Genomic DNA, 15636 nt, shown 5'->3' with positions numbered 1-15636 from the left:
TGGTCCTCGCTCAATGGCTGCCGCGCGTCCGGCTCTCGACGATGTCGGCGAACTTCGTGATCGGGAACAGGATGACGAAATAGAGCACCGCGAGGACGGTGTAGGATTCCAGCGGGCGGTAGGTCTGCCCGTTGACGATGCTGGCCATATAGGTGAGCTCGGCCACCGAGATCACCGAGATCAGCGAGGTGTTCTTGAACTGCGTCACCGACTGGTTGATGAAGGCCGGCATCATCCGGCGGATCGCCTGCGGCAGCACGATGCGCCGCATGACCTGCCAGCCGGACATGCCGATCGCGGCGCCCGCTTCGGACTGCCCCTTGTCGATCGAGACGATGCCGCCGCGGAAGACCTCGGCATAGAATGCCGCCGCATAGAGCGAGAGCGTGATCAGCGCCGCCGCCCAGTTGGCCAGGTCGAAGCCGAGCAGCAGCGGCAGGGCGTAATAGATCCAGAGCAGTTGCACGAGCAGCGGCGTGCACCGGAACAGTTCCTGAAAGCCCTGCGCCAGCCAGCTCAGCGGACGGATGCCCGAGAGCCGCGCGAAGCAGAGGAGCAGCCCGAGGACCAGCCCGATGGCGATGGAACTCACCGTGTAGACGATGGTGATCCAGGCGCCCCAAAGGAACAGGTCGCTCGCCTGGAAGATCGGGGCGAAGCTCCACGTGTACATGTCATGCCAATCTTTGTTGGAAACGGCCCGAAAGCAGGATGCGAAGGTCGGCAAGCCGTTTTCGCGGTTATCCTGCCCTCATTCGCGACGGGAGTCCGGTTCGGGTTTCAGGCGGATCATGGTGACTCCGCCTGAAATCATGCAGCCTGACCGGGCCTTGTTCAGCCGCCGAAGCCGAAGCCTTCGGGCATGTCGTCGAGCGTGATGCCGAAGGGCGCCAGGCTCTTGACGATCCAGGTCTGGTTGTTGCCGATGCGGCGGTTGTACTCGGCCCAGGCGGAGATGAAGGCTCGCGACTTCTCGTCGGCTTTCCAGTTCATCGCGACCACGGACGGAGTCGAGAGCACCGGCGACGGCACCATCACCTTGCCGATGCCGCTCGCCTTCTTGCTCATGACGAGGCCGTTCAGCATCGTGTTGACCAGGCCATCGGCCTTGCCGGTGACGACAGCCACGATAGCCTCGTCGCGCGACTTGAAGCGCAGCATCTTCGCCTTGGGCAGGTACTGCTGGGAGATGAGATCCTGCGACGAACCCAGATCGACCGCGAAGGTGTATTTCGGATCGTTGAGCTCGGCCCAGCTCAGCTTCGAGAGTTCCGCCTTGGGCGAGACGATGATGAAGCTGTTGAAATAGGTCGGGTTCGAGAAGGCGACCGAAAGCGAGCGCTGCGGCGTGGCCGTGACGCCGAGCGCGAGATCGGCCTTGCCGCTCTGCACGTCGAGGATGGAGTTCGGCCAGCTCGACTCGACGACCTCCAGCTTGACGCCGAGGGTGTTGGCGATGTCGCGGGCCATCTCGATGGCGAAGCCGCGCCATTCGCCGGTGCGCGGGTCCTTGTTGAAGTAGGGGTCCTCGTTGATGATCCCGGGAATGCGCAGCACGCCGCGCGCGCGGATCGCCTCGATGGTGTCCTCGGCCCGGGCCGAGGATTGAAGTGCCAGCAATCCAAGGCCGGCGGCGCAGATGGCGCGAATGATCGACTTCATGAGATTTCCACTCCGTTCCCTTTGCCGATGTTTTTCGGTCTTGTGCTGGTTGCTAGGACGGCAAAAGCCTATGCGACACACTTGAGCGGACAATGCGAGAGTAGGACACCCTCCTACCGGTTTTCTTATATGTTCGGGTGGCTCGCGAAGGCCTTCAGGCTTGCTTCCAGCACCTTGAGGTTCTCCGGGCGCAGGGGCGCAAGGGGGGCACGCAGTTCGTTGCCGATCAGGCCGGTTCTCGCCAGCGCGGTCTTCACCGGCACCGGGTTGCTCTCGATGAAGAGGTCGCCGATCAGGTCGAACAGCGCCTCGTGGATGCGGCGGGCCTCGTGCGGGCCGCCCTCGAACCAGGCCCGGCACAAAGCCACGATCTCGGCTGGGAGCAGGTTCGAGGCCACGCTCGTCACGCCGTCGGCGCCGAGCGCCAGGAAAGGCAGGGTCAGCCCGTCATCGCCCGAATGGATCACGAAATCCTGCCCGAGTGCCAGCCTGAGTTCCGTGATGCGCTCCGCCTTGCCGCCCGCTTCCTTGATGCCGACGATGTTGGAATGAGCCGCCGCGAGCCGGGCCGCGGTCGCGGGAGCGATCTCGACGCCGGTGCGCCCTGGCACGCTGTAGAGCATGATCGGCAGGCCGACCGCGCTGGCGATGGCCGAGAAGTGATCGAACAGCCCGTCCTGCGAGGGCTTGTTGTAGTAGGGCGTCACCAGCAGGAGGCCGTCCGCGCCCGCCGCCTCGGCGCGCACCGCCTTGCCGATCGCGAGCTGCGTCGCGTTCGAGCCTGCGCCGGCCATGACGAAGGCCCGCCCGTGCGCCGCCTTGACCGTGGTGCGGATGACGGTGTCGGCTTCCTCGTCGCTCAGCGTCGCGGCCTCGCCGGTCGTGCCGACGGGCACCAGCCCGGCGACACCGGCGGCGATCTGCGCCTCGATGAGATTCTCGAGCGCGGGAATATCGAGCCCCCCGTCGCGGAACGGCGTGACCAGCGCAGTGAAGACACCGGTGAGCCGGCGGCGCAGTTCTGGATCGATCATCGGCTTAACTCCCCTGCGTCGTCAGTCGATGACGACCTTGATTTCGCTCATTTCACGCAACGTCATGTGGATGCCCTCGCGGCCGAGCCCGCTCGACTTGATGCCGCCGAACGGCACGTTCTCGGCGCGGAAATCGGGCCCCTCGTTGACCATGACGCCACCGACGCGCAGCCGGCGCGCAACGCGCTTCACCAGCGCATGGTCATTGGTGAAAAGCCCGGCCTGCAGCCCGTAGGCGCCGCCATTGATCTCGGCGATCACCGCTTCGGGATCGTCGAAGGGGCGCACCGCGAGCACCGGCCCGAAGGTCTCGGACCGGACGAGTTCCGTCTGCGCCGGAACGGCATCGATGAGGGTCGGCGCGAACAGCGTGCCGCGGCGGCTGCCGCCGGCGACGATCCGGGCGCCATCCGCGACCGCGAGCTTGACGCGCCGCTCGACCTCGGCCGCAGCCGGCTCGTCGATGACGGTGCCCATGACGGTTGAGGCATCGGCCGGATCGCCGGTCGAAACCTGCGCGACCTTTGCGGCGATGCGCTCGATCATCGTCTCGCGGATGGCATCGTGCAGGTAGAGGCGCTTCACGGCCGCGCAGCTCTGGCCGGCGATTTCGAAGCGGTGGGTGATCGCGACCTCGGCGGCGCGGTCGAGATCCGCATCCGGCATGACGATCAGCGGGTCGTTGCCGCCGAGTTCCATCAGGCAGCGCACGAGGCCCGAGGCATTCTTCAGCGCCAGGCCCGCCGCCGGCCCGCCGGTGAAGCTGAGCAGGTCGATATCGCCGCTCGCGATCATCGCCGCGACATCGGCGCCGCCATGGACCACGCTGAACAGGCCGGCGGGAAAGCCCGCCTCCTCGGCCAGCTCCGCCAGTCGCTGGGCGGCGAGCGGAGCCTTCGGCGAGGGCTTGGCCACGACGGCGTTGCCCGCCGCGATCGCGGGGCCGAGCTTGTGGCAGAGCAGGTTGAGCGGATAGTTGAACGGCGTGATCGCGCCGAGGACGCCTGCCGGCTCATGGGTGATCACGGCCTGCTTGTCCGGCGCGCCCGGTACGATGGCCGTCGGCAGCACCTCGCCATGAAGCACGGTCACGGCATCGCCGCTCAGCCGCAGCGTGTTGCGGGCGCGACGAACCTCGTTGCGCGCCTCGGTGATCGTCTTGCCGACCTCCGCGCAGATCGTCCGGGCCATCGCCTCGGCCTCGTCGCCAAGGCGTTCAGCGAGGCGATGGAGCAGGTCCTTGCGTTCGGCAGGCGTGCTGAAGCGGAAGCTCGCCCAGGCCTTGCGCGCCCGGCGCAGGGCGTCGGCGACGGCGATCTCGTCGGCCTGGCGAACCTGACCGATGACGGAGCCGTCGAACGGATTGGTGACCTCGACCATGGAGGCGGCGGTGGCCCGGGCAGGCTTGGCGAGGGACAGGGGCACGGTCAGGTCACTCCGTTTCATCGGTTGTCAGGCGGGCGAGCGCTGCGACCGAAACCGGTCGCAGCGGCCAGCGCGGGGGGATTGCGGCCGGAAGCGGCTGGCCGCGCAGGGCTGCGATCATCGGGCCGCAGAAGCGGCCCTGGCAGGCGCCGAGCCCGAAGCGGCCCATCAGCCGGATCTCGCGGGCGGAAGCGTCCGGAGCCAGAGCCGCAAGCTCCGCATAGCTGCGGCCTTCGCATCGGCAGATCAGTGTCTCGGGGGCGGGCACGACGGGCTCGCTATGGAGCGCCTGGGTGAGGGCGGCCTGGAAGCCGCGCGCCCGGATCAAGCCCCGCTCGTCCGATCGCATGCGCCGCGTGGCCTGGCCGAGGCGGGCGAGCACCTGCGTTGCAGCACGGCGGCCATCGAGGATCGCGGCATCGGCTCCGAGCGCTTCCCGCCCGTCGCCGGCGAGCAGGACCGGCACGGCCGCGTCGGGGTCCGGCAGCGGAATGCCCGTACGGTTCGGCTCGATGCCGTCATGGATCAGCAGATGCCGCACGCGCAGGACTTGCCGCTGATCGCCGACCCGGATGCCGACCTTGAGCCCGTCGCCATCCGGCTCCGCCTGCGTGACGATCGCTCCGCAGCGATAGGGCACGCGGCTCGTAGCGAGCGTCGTTGCATAGGCCGCAGCCTCGCTCATCGGGCCCCATGACAGAGCGAGTCGGGCCAGCGCCGCCGGGGCGTTCCAGGGGCGGCCGCGCTCCAGCACGGCGACGGGCGGATTGCCGGCCTTGGCAAGCTGGGCCGCCAGAGCGGGCAGAAGCGCCCCGCTGCCGGCCACCAGGATCGGGCCTTCCGGAGGGCGGCCGGTTTCCTTGAGCAGCACCTGCGCGCCGCCGGCGCTCATCACGCCAGGCAGTTCCCAGCCGGGGAAGGGGCGGATCGTCTCCACGGCGCCGACGGCGATGATCGCCGCGCGGGGGCGGCGCGCGAAGACGCAGGCCGCGCGACGATCGTCGAACAGGAAGCGCCCTTCGCTGTCGACCCCGAGAAAGATGGTCTCGGTCCGGGTCTCGATCCGGCCGGCGCAGGCTTGCAGCCGGGCCATCAGCCCGGCCCAGTTGCGGCGATGCCGGGCAGGGCGCCAGACATGGCTGTCGTTGCCCGCGGCCGGCTGGCGATGGATGGCGCCGCCGAACTGGTCTCGCTGCTCGATCAGGAGGACGGGCAGCCCGGCTTCCGCGATGGTCGCGGCGGCGCTCGCGCCTGCCGGCCCGGCGCCAACGACGAGGATGGGAGCCTCACGCATGTTGGGCCCCGACAAAGGGCAGCGAGCCGAGCCGAAGGCCCTCGCGCGCCGGCGTTAGGCAGGCCTCGACCGGTGCCGCGCCCATCACGGCGACGACGCAGGCCTGGCAGGCGCCTATTCCGCAGAAGACGCGTCCGCCTGGCACATTCGACGGCTGGCCGAGATCGGCAAGGCCGGCACGCAGCAGCGCCGCGGCGATCGTCTCGCCCGGCTGGAAGGCTACCGGGTCGCCGTTCCAGAAGAAATGGCTGGTCATGCGTGGACCTCGGCCCGGACCAGGCGTTGCGGCGACAAGGAGGACAAGTCGGCTTCGGGTCTCTCGCCGAGCAGCAGGCGGGCGGCGCTCGCGCCCATGAACGGGCCGAGGCAGATGCCGTCGCCTTCGAAGCCGGTGGCGATGACCACGCCCGGGCGATGCGGATGCGGGCCGACGATCGGCAGGCCGTCGCGGGATGCCGACCTGACGCCGGCGAAGCTGCGCAGGACGCGGCGGGCCGCCAGCGGCGGGTAGAGATCGAGCGCCTCCCGCAGGATCGCCGCGATCGTCACGGCATCGGTGCTGTGGTCGCTGCGATGGTCCTCGCGGCTGCCGCCGATGAGGAACTGGCCCGTCATCAGCGGGTCGATCACCAGCCCGATATGGCTGTTGTCGCGTACGATGCCGCGTTTCGCCGCGAGATATGAAGCAGCCATCAAATGACCGTCGATGGCCGGGCCGGCAGTTGTCGCTCGATCGGTGACGGCCATCTGGCCCTTCCGCGGGATCAGGATCTCACCGAGGCCGAGCAGCGGCGCCGAGCCGATGCCCGCTGCGACGAGCACCGCATCGGCCGGAAGGAATTCGTCGCGGATCAGGACGCCGCAGGCGCGGCCGGCCCGCATGACGATCTCTGAAACGGGCGCGTTGCGGCGGATGTCGACACGGCTCGTCGCCAGCAGGCGCTGCGTGATCTCGTAGCCCAGCGCATGCCCGTCATCGGGAATCTCGAGCGCGGCGCAGACGCTGTCGCCGAGGCCCGGAATGCGCGCGAGAAGCGTCGCGCGATCGACCTCGACGACGCGTTCGCCCGCGGCCGCCAGGTCCGCGCCATGCCGGGTGACGAGATCGGCCTCGATGGCCGTGCGGGCGACGAGGAAGGTCGAGCGACGGTGGAATAGGCCGCGAAACAACCCGTCCCGCTCGTGGCGCACGTAGAAGGCGCGCGCATGGCGGGCGAGATCCATCATCGGGCCTGGCCGCTTGCTCGCCACCGAGACCGCTCCGTCCGAGGCGCCGGTCGCGCCCGCCGCCGGTCCGGAAGCATCGAGCAGCGTCACCCGCGCCCCTGCGGCGGCGAGGAAATGGGCGGCGGAGGCGCCGACGATCCCCGTGCCGATCACGGCGACATGAAGGGGTGAAGAGGAGGCCATGCAGAAGCGGTTCGTCCCGTAAAGCGATGGCCCGAACCTCGTCGGCTTCACCTATGGGGTCGATCCAAATCATCCGCCTCGACTTGCATCATTGTTTGCAAGTCACCGAAGCCAGGCTGTTGTAGGAGATGTGACGCACCGGCCGAGGGGGGCGCATGCGCGAAGCCAATCTGACGCTCATCCAGACGTTCTTCATCGTCGCGCGCGACGGCTCGTATTCCGCCGCCGCCCGCAAACTCGGCATGAGCTACCAATCGGCCGCGAACCATGTCCGTCGGCTCGAGCAGCTGTTGAGCGAACGGCTGGTCGTCTCCGAGCAGGGCGCGAAGACGGTGACCCTGACGCCGCGCGGACGCAGCCTCTACAAGCTCCTGCTGCCGGAGCTCGACACGATGCTGACCCGGCTTGACCGGACGCTTCAGAAGGAGCGGCCGGTGCTGCGCATCGGCTTGCCGCAAGCGATCTTCTTTTATCTGATGCCGCCGATCCTGGCGCAATTCCGCGCTCTTTTCCCGCAGGTCGAGATCATCGCCTTCGAGCGCGATACCGCCCTGCCGGAGATGATCCGCGATGGCAGCCTCGACCTGTGCATTACCGAGCGCTATTTCGGCGACCCCAATGTGCCGCAGCACCTCGTCTGCACGTATCGGCCGGCGCTCGTTTTCCCGCGCGAATGGGGCGCGCCGCCACAAGGAGAGATCAGGCAATGGGTCCAGGGGCGCCCCTTCGTGACCTATGAGCCCGGCCAGCTTCTGCGTAACCTTGCCATCGACTACCTGCAGGCGGGCGATACCGAGATGGAGATCGCGATCTCGACTTCGGGGAGTTCGAGCGTCAAACGCTGCGTCGAGGCAGGGCTCGGCTATGCGATCATCCCCGCCTGGTGCATCGACGGCACCGAGACCACGATTACCGCGATCGATCTGCCGGAACTGCCCGAGATTCCCATTTACTTCGGCGAAGCCAGCTTTCTGGCACGGAACCCGTATGTCGTTGCGCTAAGGCAGCTTTGCGTGGGTTTCACTTCCGTGATGGGATGAAGTCCCTGTCGGCACGCGCCACGAAGCTCTGTCCCCCATGCGCTCTTTCGAAAATGTCCCGGTCGGCGAGCCCTGCGGATCCGGAGCGGACTGGCCGTTCCTGGCGGCACGGCACCTGCTGAGAGAACCGGCATGGGACGCGATCTCCGGCATCCTGAAGGATCTTGGCACGCGGGCCGATGTCGATCGGGCCTGGATGTTCGAGTATGACGATGGCCTGCTGCGCTTCCACAACACCCATGAATGGTGCCGGGACGGTGTGTGCTCTCATGTCCAGGACCTTCAGGACGCCCCGGTGACCATGATCGGCTGGCTGCATCGCTCCCTGGTGAAGGGCGAAGCGGTCATGATCCACGATGTCGAGCGCTTGCCGCGGCTCGCCGGCCCCCTGGCGACCGAAATGCTGCGACAGGACGACAAGAGCGTCCTGAGCGTGCCGGTCTTCGGCAAGGGCAGGCTGCGGGCCTGTATCGGCTTCGACATGACGCGGACGCGGCGGACATGGAACGCGAGCGAGGCGGGCTCGCTCGCAGCCTGCGCCGAACTGATCGGCCTGGCGCTCTACAAGCAAACTGCCGAGGGGCTTCCGCCGCCCGGGGCGCAGGCGCGCAGCGTGGGCGCATTTCCGCCGCTGCTCTATCTGCGCCGCGCCGGCGAGGTCCGGGGCGTCACGCCGGGCGAGATTCTCGGCCTGCGCTCGGCCAGGGACTATACGCAGGTCTGGTTGATCGGGGGCTCCGTCATGCTCGATGCCCGCCCATTGGGCTTGTGGACCGCGCTCCTGCCCGCGGCCGACTTCCTGCGCATTCACCGCACCGCGATCGTCAACCTGAAGCATGTCAGCAAGATCGGACCGGCAGGCGCGGGCAATGGCAAGTGGACGGTGCAGCTGCGCGCCAGCGAGGCGGTCTGGAGCGTCTCGCGCTCTTACCGGCAGGCTCTCCGGGAACGCCTCGGCATCTGATTCGCGGCAGGTTCGGGGCAAACGGTTTCAAGGCATCCTGCCGGCGCGGCGGTAAGGCCGGATTAATCCTCGTGCGAAATGGCATGTCGATTCGTCGGCACCAGCCGGCGATCGGTCGAAACGGGCTTGCCAGCCAGGGCTTCGGTTGCCTCCATTCGCGGACTTTCCGGCATCGGCCGAGCGTTTCGAGGGGTACCGTGATGCGCAGGAGCTTCGGTCTCTCGTCGCGCTGGCTATCCTGTTCCGTCTCCGGCCTGGCATTGGTGACGGCTGCCGACCTGCTTGCCGGCATGCCGGCGCTCGCCCAGAGCTGTCCTTCAGGCGCCGTGATCTGCATCGACAACTCGGGAGCCAGCGGGCGCGACGGGAAATCGGCCGGAAACCACAATGACAACGGCGAGAACGGCCAGTCGGGACGCGACATCACGACCCAGATTCCGTCACTCGGAGTGGCTTCGACCATTCCCGGTCAAGGCGGCGTCCTGCTGCGCAGCAATGGTGGCAAGGGCGGCGAGAGCTCGGACCGCCACAACCATTGGGGCGGCAATGGCGGCGACGGAGGCGCGATCACAGTCATCGCGCGCCCGACGCCGCAGATCCCCTCCGGCCCGTTCTTCAGCCAGCTCGGGCCGGGGCTGACGCTGATCTCGCTCGGCGGCAATGGCGGGGCGACGAGCATCGTCACCGGCGGCCACAGCTATGGCCAGGCGGGTCATGGCGGAAAGCTGACGACGGATCTGACTCTCTCCAATGCGACCGTCACGGGGCATTTCCTGTGGGCGACCACTGCGGGCGGCTCGGCCTTCGACGCGGCGGCGCGGCATCTGGCGGTCAACGAGAAGGCCGGTGACGGCGGACGCGGAGGCGATATCGCTTCGACAATCGCCGCCGGCACGATCACGGTCCTGGGGCCAAGCATGGTCGGAGCCGCGGTCGGACTTGCCTCGAGCGGCGGGAATGGCGGCGGCGGCCGCGGCAACAGCGTCAATCCCAATTACGATGGCGAATCGGGCCTTGGCGGCGCCGGCGGGCGGATCGACCTGACCTTCAGCGGTGTGCTGATGACGGCGACCGGCGGCATCGCAACCAGCAGCGTGGGCGGACATGGCGGCTCCGGGTTGCCGGCGGGGGCGTTGAGCTCCGGCAGTGCCGGCGGTGCCGGCGGCCAGGGCGGCGACATCAACATCATCCTGCGCGGTACGGCTTCGCATATCACGGCGACGGGAGACGGCGCCTTCGGCGTCCGCGCCACGAGCATCGGCGGTAACGGCGGCGATGGCAGCAAGGGCCATGTCGCGGGGCCGGAAGGCTATGACGGGGGCAATGGCGGCGGCACCGGCCGGATCACCATCTCGAACGCGATCGGCATCACCACGATCGGCCGCGACAGCTATGGCATCGGCGCCTTTGCCACGGGCGGGAAGGGCGGTGCCGGCGGTAACGACCATGGCGTGATCTGGTCAAGCGGCGGCAGTGGCGGCAGCGGCGGCAGCGATGCCGCGATCAGCATCACCAATGCGGGCGCGATCAGCGCCGGCGGCGGCGCGCCGGAGAACAGCGAGAATGCCAAGGGCATCGTCGCGCGCAGCATCGGCGGCGGCGGTGCCACCGGTGGCAGCACGCAGGGCGGCTTCGTCTCCGCCGGAGGCAGCGGCGGCAATGCCGGCGATGGCGGCCTGGTCACGGTGACGAATACGCGCTCCGGCAGCATCGCCACCCATGGCGCCTTCGGCACGGGGATCGACGCGATGTCGATCGGCGGCGGCGGCGGCGATGCCGGCATCGCGCGCGCCATCAGCGTCGGGCCGCTCGGCGTCAGCCTTGGCGGCAGCGGCGGCGGTGGCCGTTCGGGCGGCGCCGTCTCCGTCGGCAATAGCGGCGTGGTCGCGACCTTCGGCGCCAATGCCACCGGCATCAGCGTCAAGAGCATCGGCGGCGGCGGCGGCAGTGGCGGCGCCGCGAACCTGATCGCGATCGGGGTCGGGCTCAATGTCGGCGTCAATATCGGCGGGAGTGGCGGCAGCGGCGGCAATGGCGGCACCGCCAGCCTCGTCAACGAGGGCGAGGTTACGACGGCCGGCGCACAGAGCATCGGCGCGACCGTACAGAGCATCGGGGGCGGCGGCGGTAATGGCGGTTCGGTCTGGACGAAGCAACTCACCGTGGGCGTGCCGATCAGCGGCAGCCCGACAGGGCCTGCGGCCGCCGCGCTGAGCGTCGCTATCGGTGGGGCCGGCGGCAGTGGCGGGACCGGCGGAAGTGTCGACGCCCAGCAATTGGGCGCGATCAGGACGGCAGGTGCCGGCGCGCATGGTCTCGTCGCCCAGAGCGTTGGCGGCGGCGGTGGCATCGGCGGCTCCACTGCCACGCAGAGCCTGACGCTGCTCGCCGCCTCGCAATTCACCACCGGCGTCGCCGTTGGCGGAGCAGGCGGCATCGGCGGCGCCGGCGGCGCGGTCAACGTCCTGACCAGGGGCGCGATCGCAACCGGTGGCGACAACGCCCGGGGTATCATTGCGCAGAGCATTGGCGGGAGCGGCGGTGTCGGCGGCAGTGCGCTGGCCGAGGTCAGCGGCGCGCAGATCGTGCCCCTGCCGGAAGGAACGCCGCAGGCTGCGCCGACGACGTTCGGCGTCGCGACCTCGGTTGGCGGGCATGGTGGCCTCGGTGCGATCGGCGGCAGCGTCGTCGTCAGCAATGAGGGGACGATCACCAGCACGGGCATCGCCGCGGCCGGCATCTATGCCCAGAGCGTGGGCGGCGGTGGCGGGGCGGGTGGAAGTTCCCAGGGCAAGACCAGCCCGTCGCAGCGCGGGACCAGCGCGATCACGGTCGGCGGCACCGGCGGCAGCGGCAATCACGGCGGCTCGGTCACGATCGCCAACCGCGGCACCGTCTCGACGGCCGGCGAGATGTCCTATGGGATTTTCGCGCAGAGCATCGGCGGGGGCGGCGGCGATGGCGGCAATGCGGAGCGGCTCACCGGCAATTCGTTGGCATCCGCGATCGGCGGTGACATCAGCGCACTTTTCCGCCTGATCAGCACATTGCGCGCGGTCTCGGCCGACAAATGGGTGACGAGCCAGTTCACGCCCTCTTTCACCAGCAATGTCACGGTCGGCGGCAATGGCGGTAGCGGCAGCCATGGCGGTACGGTCGCGATCGACAATGCCGGAACATTGCGGACGGCAGGAACCGGCGCGCATGCGATCGTCGCGCAGAGCATCGGTGGCGGCGGCGGCAATGGCGGCAGCGCCGATTCCCATGCGATCAGCACGCTGACGACGACCCTGGTCGATGCGCTCGGAACGCTCGCCGCTGCCGGCGCGAATTTCCGACAGTTTCCCGAGACCTTCGGCCTCAACCTCAATCTCGGCGGGCGCGGCGGCGGCTCCAGCGATGGCGGCGCGGTCAAGGTCGCCAATAGCGGCACGATCGAAACGGGCGGCGCCGGAGCAGCCGGCATCTTCGCCCAGAGCATCGGCGGAGGCGGCGGCAATGGCGGCAGTGTCGGCCGCAGCGTCGAGGACATCGCCAGGGATCTGTTCTCCGATGCCAACATGCGCACGACCGTTCTGCGCGCGCTGCTCGACGCGGTTCCGCTCCTGCAGGCGCAAGGCGGGGCCAGCCTGTCCTTCAATGTCGGCGGCGCCGGCGCTAGCGGCGGCGATGCCGGCCATGTCGAGATCATCAATGGCGGCCAGATCGCGACCCATGGCGATCAGGCGCCGGGCATCTTCGCCCAGACGGTCGGCGGTGGCGGCGGCAATGCCGGCAGCAGCCATACGGCGCTCGGCAACCAGTCCTTCAATATCGGCCTGAACATCGGCCGCGGCGGCGGAGCCGGCGGCCATGGCGGTGGCGGACTACGCGTCGCCGATGATCCGACCGACTATGCGGTCGTGATCGAGAACCGCGGGCGGATCAGCACCTTCGGCGTGGATTCACCCGGCATCCTTGCCCAGAGCGTCGGCGGCGGCGGCGGGCGCAGCGCGTCCCGCTTCGGTGGCGGTGCCGGCGTCGGCAACATGCCGATCTCGCTCAGCGGTGCGACCAAGGTCGGAGCCTTCGGCGCGAACGGGCACGGCGGCAATGTCTTCGCCCGGTCGACTGGCCGAATCGAAACCTCGGGCCTGCTGTCGCACGCGATCATGGCCCAGAGCATCGGCGGTGGCGGCGGCGCGGCGAGCCTGGTGTTCGACCGCCCCGCCTCCGGCTCGCACGACATCACGCTCGGGGCGGAAACTGGGCGTGGCAAGGCCGATGGCGGCAAGGTCAGGGTCGCCGTCGACGGCCTGATCAGGACCTCCGGCGACCTCGCCTTCGGCGTTCTCGCCCAGAGCGTCGGCGCCGGCGGCGGCTATGTCGCAACGGCGGCCACGCAGGGCGCGCTCGCCTTTCCGATGACGCTCACCCTCAATGCCACCCGCGGCGTGCAGGGCTGGGGGCAGGACATCGCCGTCGCCTTGGGCAAGGACGGCGATCTCACGACCACGGGCAAGGCGGCGCATGGCATCGTCGCCCAGAGCGTCGGTGCCGGCGGCGGCATGGCCGCGCTGACGACGCAGCCGGGCCTCGCCACTCTCAATCCGGTCTCCCTCTTCGGTTCGGTGACCTATGGCGACGGCGGCGCGGTCGGCGTCAGGATCGACGGATCGGTCGAGACCTATGGACAGGGCTCCATCGGCATCCTGGCGCAGAGCGTCGGCGGCGGCGGCGGCATTGCCGGGGACCTGTCGTCGATCTCCTACGGTCCCGGTTTGGTCCGGTCCGCGCCCGGCAACGTCCAGGGTGCAGGTGGCAATGGCGGTGCGGTGAAGGTCGCCGTCGGGGACAATGGCTGGATCGCAAGCTTTGGTGCTCGCGCTCCCGCCATCGTGGCGATGAGCCTCGGCGGCGGCGCTATCTTCAAGGATGGCGGCATCCTGCTCGAGGCGAACCAGGGCAGTTGGGGGACCAACACAAAGGGCGGCAAGGTCGAGATTACCGTCGGGCGCGATGCCGTCGTGCATGCGGGCGGGGCCGGGGCGCCGGCGATCGTCGCGGTCAGCATGAGTGCCAGCCCCGACGTGAACAACCGCTCGACGCCGATTGCGATCAGCATCGCGCCCGGTGCGCATGTCACCAGCGAGCGGGATGCCGCGATCCTCGCGATCAGCGAGTTCTACACACGCGTCGACAATGCCGGCGTGATCAGTGGCAAGGTCGCCGGGCGCTCGACGAATGGCGGCCTGTCAATCAGCAACAGCGGGACCATGATCGGTGATATCCTTACCACCGGAGATCCCTTCAACAGCGACATCGACAACCGGCCCGGCGGCGTCCTTGCAATGGGCGCGCAATATCAGACACGGCTGTACAACTCCGGGACGATCAATCCGGGCGGTGCGGTGGCACATGGCGGAAGCATCGCCACGACGCGGATCGCGAGCGTCTTCGAACAGAGCCCGGGCGGAATCTATCAGGCCGACGTCGATTTCGGCGCCGGCACCGCCGACATGATCTCCGTAGCAAGCTCGGGCACGGCGCCGTCACTGGCCGGCCAGCTTGAACCGCAGCTCCAGAAGCCCCGGCCGGGCGTCTCGCTGCAGGTCGCGCATTTCGACGATCGGCCGACCGGCGCCTTCGCGATCAAGAGCGCGACGACCGCCTATAGCTACCGGATGCTTCAAAGCCCGGACGGGCGCGACCTTTTCCTGACGGTCGACGGCCATTTCGGGCTCGCCAATGGCGGCCTGAGCGCCGACCGGTCGCGCGTCGCGAAGCACATCCAGGCGCTGTGGGACAGCGGCGACATGCGGGCAGGCCCATTGTTCGATGCTTTCACGAGCGTCGAGTCGCTCGCGCATCACGGCAGCGTCGTCGATGCGATCGCCAATGATGGGGTCGGCGCGCGGTCCGCCAACCAGATCAACGAAGCCTTCGCCTTCTTCAACCGGCTGATGAGCTGTCCGGCCTTCACGGGGCCCGGTGCGGCGCTCTCCGAAAGCGATTGCAACTGGGCGCGGGTCGGCTCGAACTGGATGCGCCGCGGCAGCAGCGCCGGCGATAGCGGCTTTCGGATCAGGCAGACGACGCTGAGCCTCGGGGCGCAGCGAGAGTTCGCACCCGGTTGGTTCCTTGGCGGCGCGGCGAGCTATGGCTTCGGGCGGACCAGCACGGCGGCGGGCTCGACGAGCGACAATGACAGCTTCATCGGGGGGCTCACGCTGAAGCGCCAGCTCGGCCCCTGGCAGTTCGCCGCGGCGGTACAGATCGGCCGCGACATGGCGAAGACGTCGCGCCGGGCGCCGGGAGGCATCGCCACGAGCGAGCCGCAGCTCGATTTCGGCGGTGGCCGCCTGCGCGCCGCCTACCAGATGGATTTCGGCAGCTGGTACGCCAAGCCCTTCGTCGATCTCGATCTCAACTACGCGGTGCAGCGCGGCCATCGCGAGAGCGGGGCCGGCTGGTTCGATCTCGCGGTCCATCGCAGCGATCGTTTTACCGTCATGGCGACGCCGAGCCTCGAGATCGGCATGCGCCACGACCTCGAGGGCATGACGTTGCGCTCCTATCTCTCGGCGGGTGTCAGCATCCTGCCGACCAGCGACTGGACGTCGAAGCTGCATCTCGCCGCCTTCGATGCAGCCCCCTTCACCCTCGTGACGGGGCTGCCGAAGACCTATGGCAACGTCTCGGCCGGCCTGGAGCTGGTCACCGCGAAAGGCTTCGAACTCCGCGCCGAATACACGGCGCGCGCCGCCAGCCGCTATCTCGACCAGTCGGCGACCCTGCGCGCGGCCTACCGGTTCTAGACCCCTGTAC

At 68.8% G+C, this 15636-nt stretch carries 10 protein-coding genes; 3 read left to right on the top strand and 7 right to left on the bottom strand.

Going from position 1 to position 15636, the window contains the following annotated elements; genetic code table 11:
- Nucleotides 1–10 precede the first annotated feature (10 nt).
- The 7 genes from BLQ70_RS01220 to BLQ70_RS01190 form a co-directional block, all read right to left on the bottom strand.
- Nucleotides 11–673 (bottom strand): amino acid ABC transporter permease, encoded by a 663-nt coding sequence (locus BLQ70_RS01220; RefSeq protein ID WP_061965471.1) that lies wholly within the window; start codon nucleotides 671–673, stop codon nucleotides 11–13.
- A 161-nt stretch (nucleotides 674–834) separates the two neighbouring features.
- A complete protein-coding gene (locus BLQ70_RS01215) occupies nucleotides 835–1662 on the bottom strand; it encodes a transporter substrate-binding domain-containing protein (protein WP_091855496.1) in 828 nt (275 codons plus the stop codon).
- 125 nt (nucleotides 1663–1787) lie between these two features.
- The gene (gene dapA / locus BLQ70_RS01210; protein WP_091855495.1) at nucleotides 1788–2696 is read right to left on the bottom strand and encodes a 4-hydroxy-tetrahydrodipicolinate synthase; all 909 of its coding nucleotides are present in this window, start codon (nucleotides 2694–2696) and stop codon (nucleotides 1788–1790) included.
- Nucleotides 2697–2717: 21 nt separating this feature from the next.
- The gene (locus BLQ70_RS01205; RefSeq protein ID WP_244511868.1) at nucleotides 2718–4121 is read right to left on the bottom strand and encodes an aldehyde dehydrogenase family protein; all 1404 of its coding nucleotides are present in this window, start codon (nucleotides 4119–4121) and stop codon (nucleotides 2718–2720) included.
- A gap of 7 nt (nucleotides 4122–4128) precedes the next feature.
- Entirely contained in the window at nucleotides 4129–5415 is a 1287-nt protein-coding gene (locus tag BLQ70_RS01200) for an FAD-dependent oxidoreductase (protein WP_139163465.1), read from the bottom strand.
- Nucleotides 5408–5671: a 2Fe-2S iron-sulfur cluster-binding protein gene (locus BLQ70_RS01195; protein WP_091855493.1), complete on the bottom strand. Its 264-nt coding sequence runs from the start codon at nucleotides 5669–5671 to the stop codon at nucleotides 5408–5410. Before BLQ70_RS01195 ends, BLQ70_RS01200 begins: the two co-directional genes overlap by 8 nt.
- Nucleotides 5668–6825 carry an NAD(P)/FAD-dependent oxidoreductase gene (locus BLQ70_RS01190; protein WP_091855492.1) on the bottom strand — a complete coding sequence of 386 codons (1158 nt, stop codon included), beginning with the start codon at nucleotides 6823–6825 and terminating at the stop codon, nucleotides 5668–5670. The genes BLQ70_RS01195 and BLQ70_RS01190 overlap by 4 nt, the downstream gene beginning before the upstream one ends.
- Before the next feature lie 155 nt (nucleotides 6826–6980).
- On the opposite strand from BLQ70_RS01190, the gene BLQ70_RS01185 reads away from it, so the two are divergent.
- The 3 genes from BLQ70_RS01185 (at nucleotide 6981) to BLQ70_RS26100 (ending at nucleotide 15626) form a co-directional block, all read left to right on the top strand.
- Entirely contained in the window at nucleotides 6981–7865 is an 885-nt protein-coding gene (locus BLQ70_RS01185; RefSeq protein ID WP_091855491.1) for a LysR family transcriptional regulator, read from the top strand.
- Nucleotides 7866–7902: 37 nt separating this feature from the next.
- Entirely contained in the window at nucleotides 7903–8829 is a 927-nt protein-coding gene (locus BLQ70_RS01180) for a GAF domain-containing DNA-binding protein (RefSeq protein WP_091855490.1), read from the top strand.
- A gap of 200 nt (nucleotides 8830–9029) precedes the next feature.
- The gene (locus tag BLQ70_RS26100; protein WP_091855489.1) at nucleotides 9030–15626 is read left to right on the top strand and encodes an autotransporter outer membrane beta-barrel domain-containing protein; all 6597 of its coding nucleotides are present in this window, start codon (nucleotides 9030–9032) and stop codon (nucleotides 15624–15626) included.
- The last annotated feature ends 10 nt before the right edge of the window (nucleotides 15627–15636 follow it).

This window comes from Allobosea robiniae, from assembly GCF_900102525.1.
Taxonomy (GTDB): domain Bacteria; phylum Pseudomonadota; class Alphaproteobacteria; order Rhizobiales; family Beijerinckiaceae; genus Allobosea; species Allobosea robiniae.
The sequence above is the reverse complement of the archived record's forward strand: the minus strand, read 5'-3'. Positions and strand labels throughout refer to the sequence as shown.

What these genes read in the sequence shown, in the direction of transcription:
- BLQ70_RS01190 (WP_091855492.1), bottom strand. Translation starts at nt 6,825, where the DNA reads ATGGCCTCCTCTTCACCCCTTCATGTCGCCGTGATCGGCACGGGGATC.
- BLQ70_RS01220 (WP_061965471.1), bottom strand. Translation starts at nt 673, where the DNA reads ATGTACACGTGGAGCTTCGCCCCGATCTTCCAGGCGAGCGACCTGTTC.
- BLQ70_RS01200 (WP_139163465.1), bottom strand. Translation starts at nt 5,415, where the DNA reads ATGCGTGAGGCTCCCATCCTCGTCGTTGGCGCCGGGCCGGCAGGCGCG.
- BLQ70_RS26100 (WP_091855489.1), top strand. Translation starts at nt 9,030, where the DNA reads ATGCGCAGGAGCTTCGGTCTCTCGTCGCGCTGGCTATCCTGTTCCGTC.
- dapA (WP_091855495.1), bottom strand. Translation starts at nt 2,696, where the DNA reads ATGATCGATCCAGAACTGCGCCGCCGGCTCACCGGTGTCTTCACTGCG.
- BLQ70_RS01180 (WP_091855490.1), top strand. Translation starts at nt 7,903, where the DNA reads ATGCGCTCTTTCGAAAATGTCCCGGTCGGCGAGCCCTGCGGATCCGGA.
- BLQ70_RS01215 (WP_091855496.1), bottom strand. Translation starts at nt 1,662, where the DNA reads ATGAAGTCGATCATTCGCGCCATCTGCGCCGCCGGCCTTGGATTGCTG.
- BLQ70_RS01195 (WP_091855493.1), bottom strand. Translation starts at nt 5,671, where the DNA reads ATGACCAGCCATTTCTTCTGGAACGGCGACCCGGTAGCCTTCCAGCCG.
- BLQ70_RS01185 (WP_091855491.1), top strand. Translation starts at nt 6,981, where the DNA reads ATGCGCGAAGCCAATCTGACGCTCATCCAGACGTTCTTCATCGTCGCG.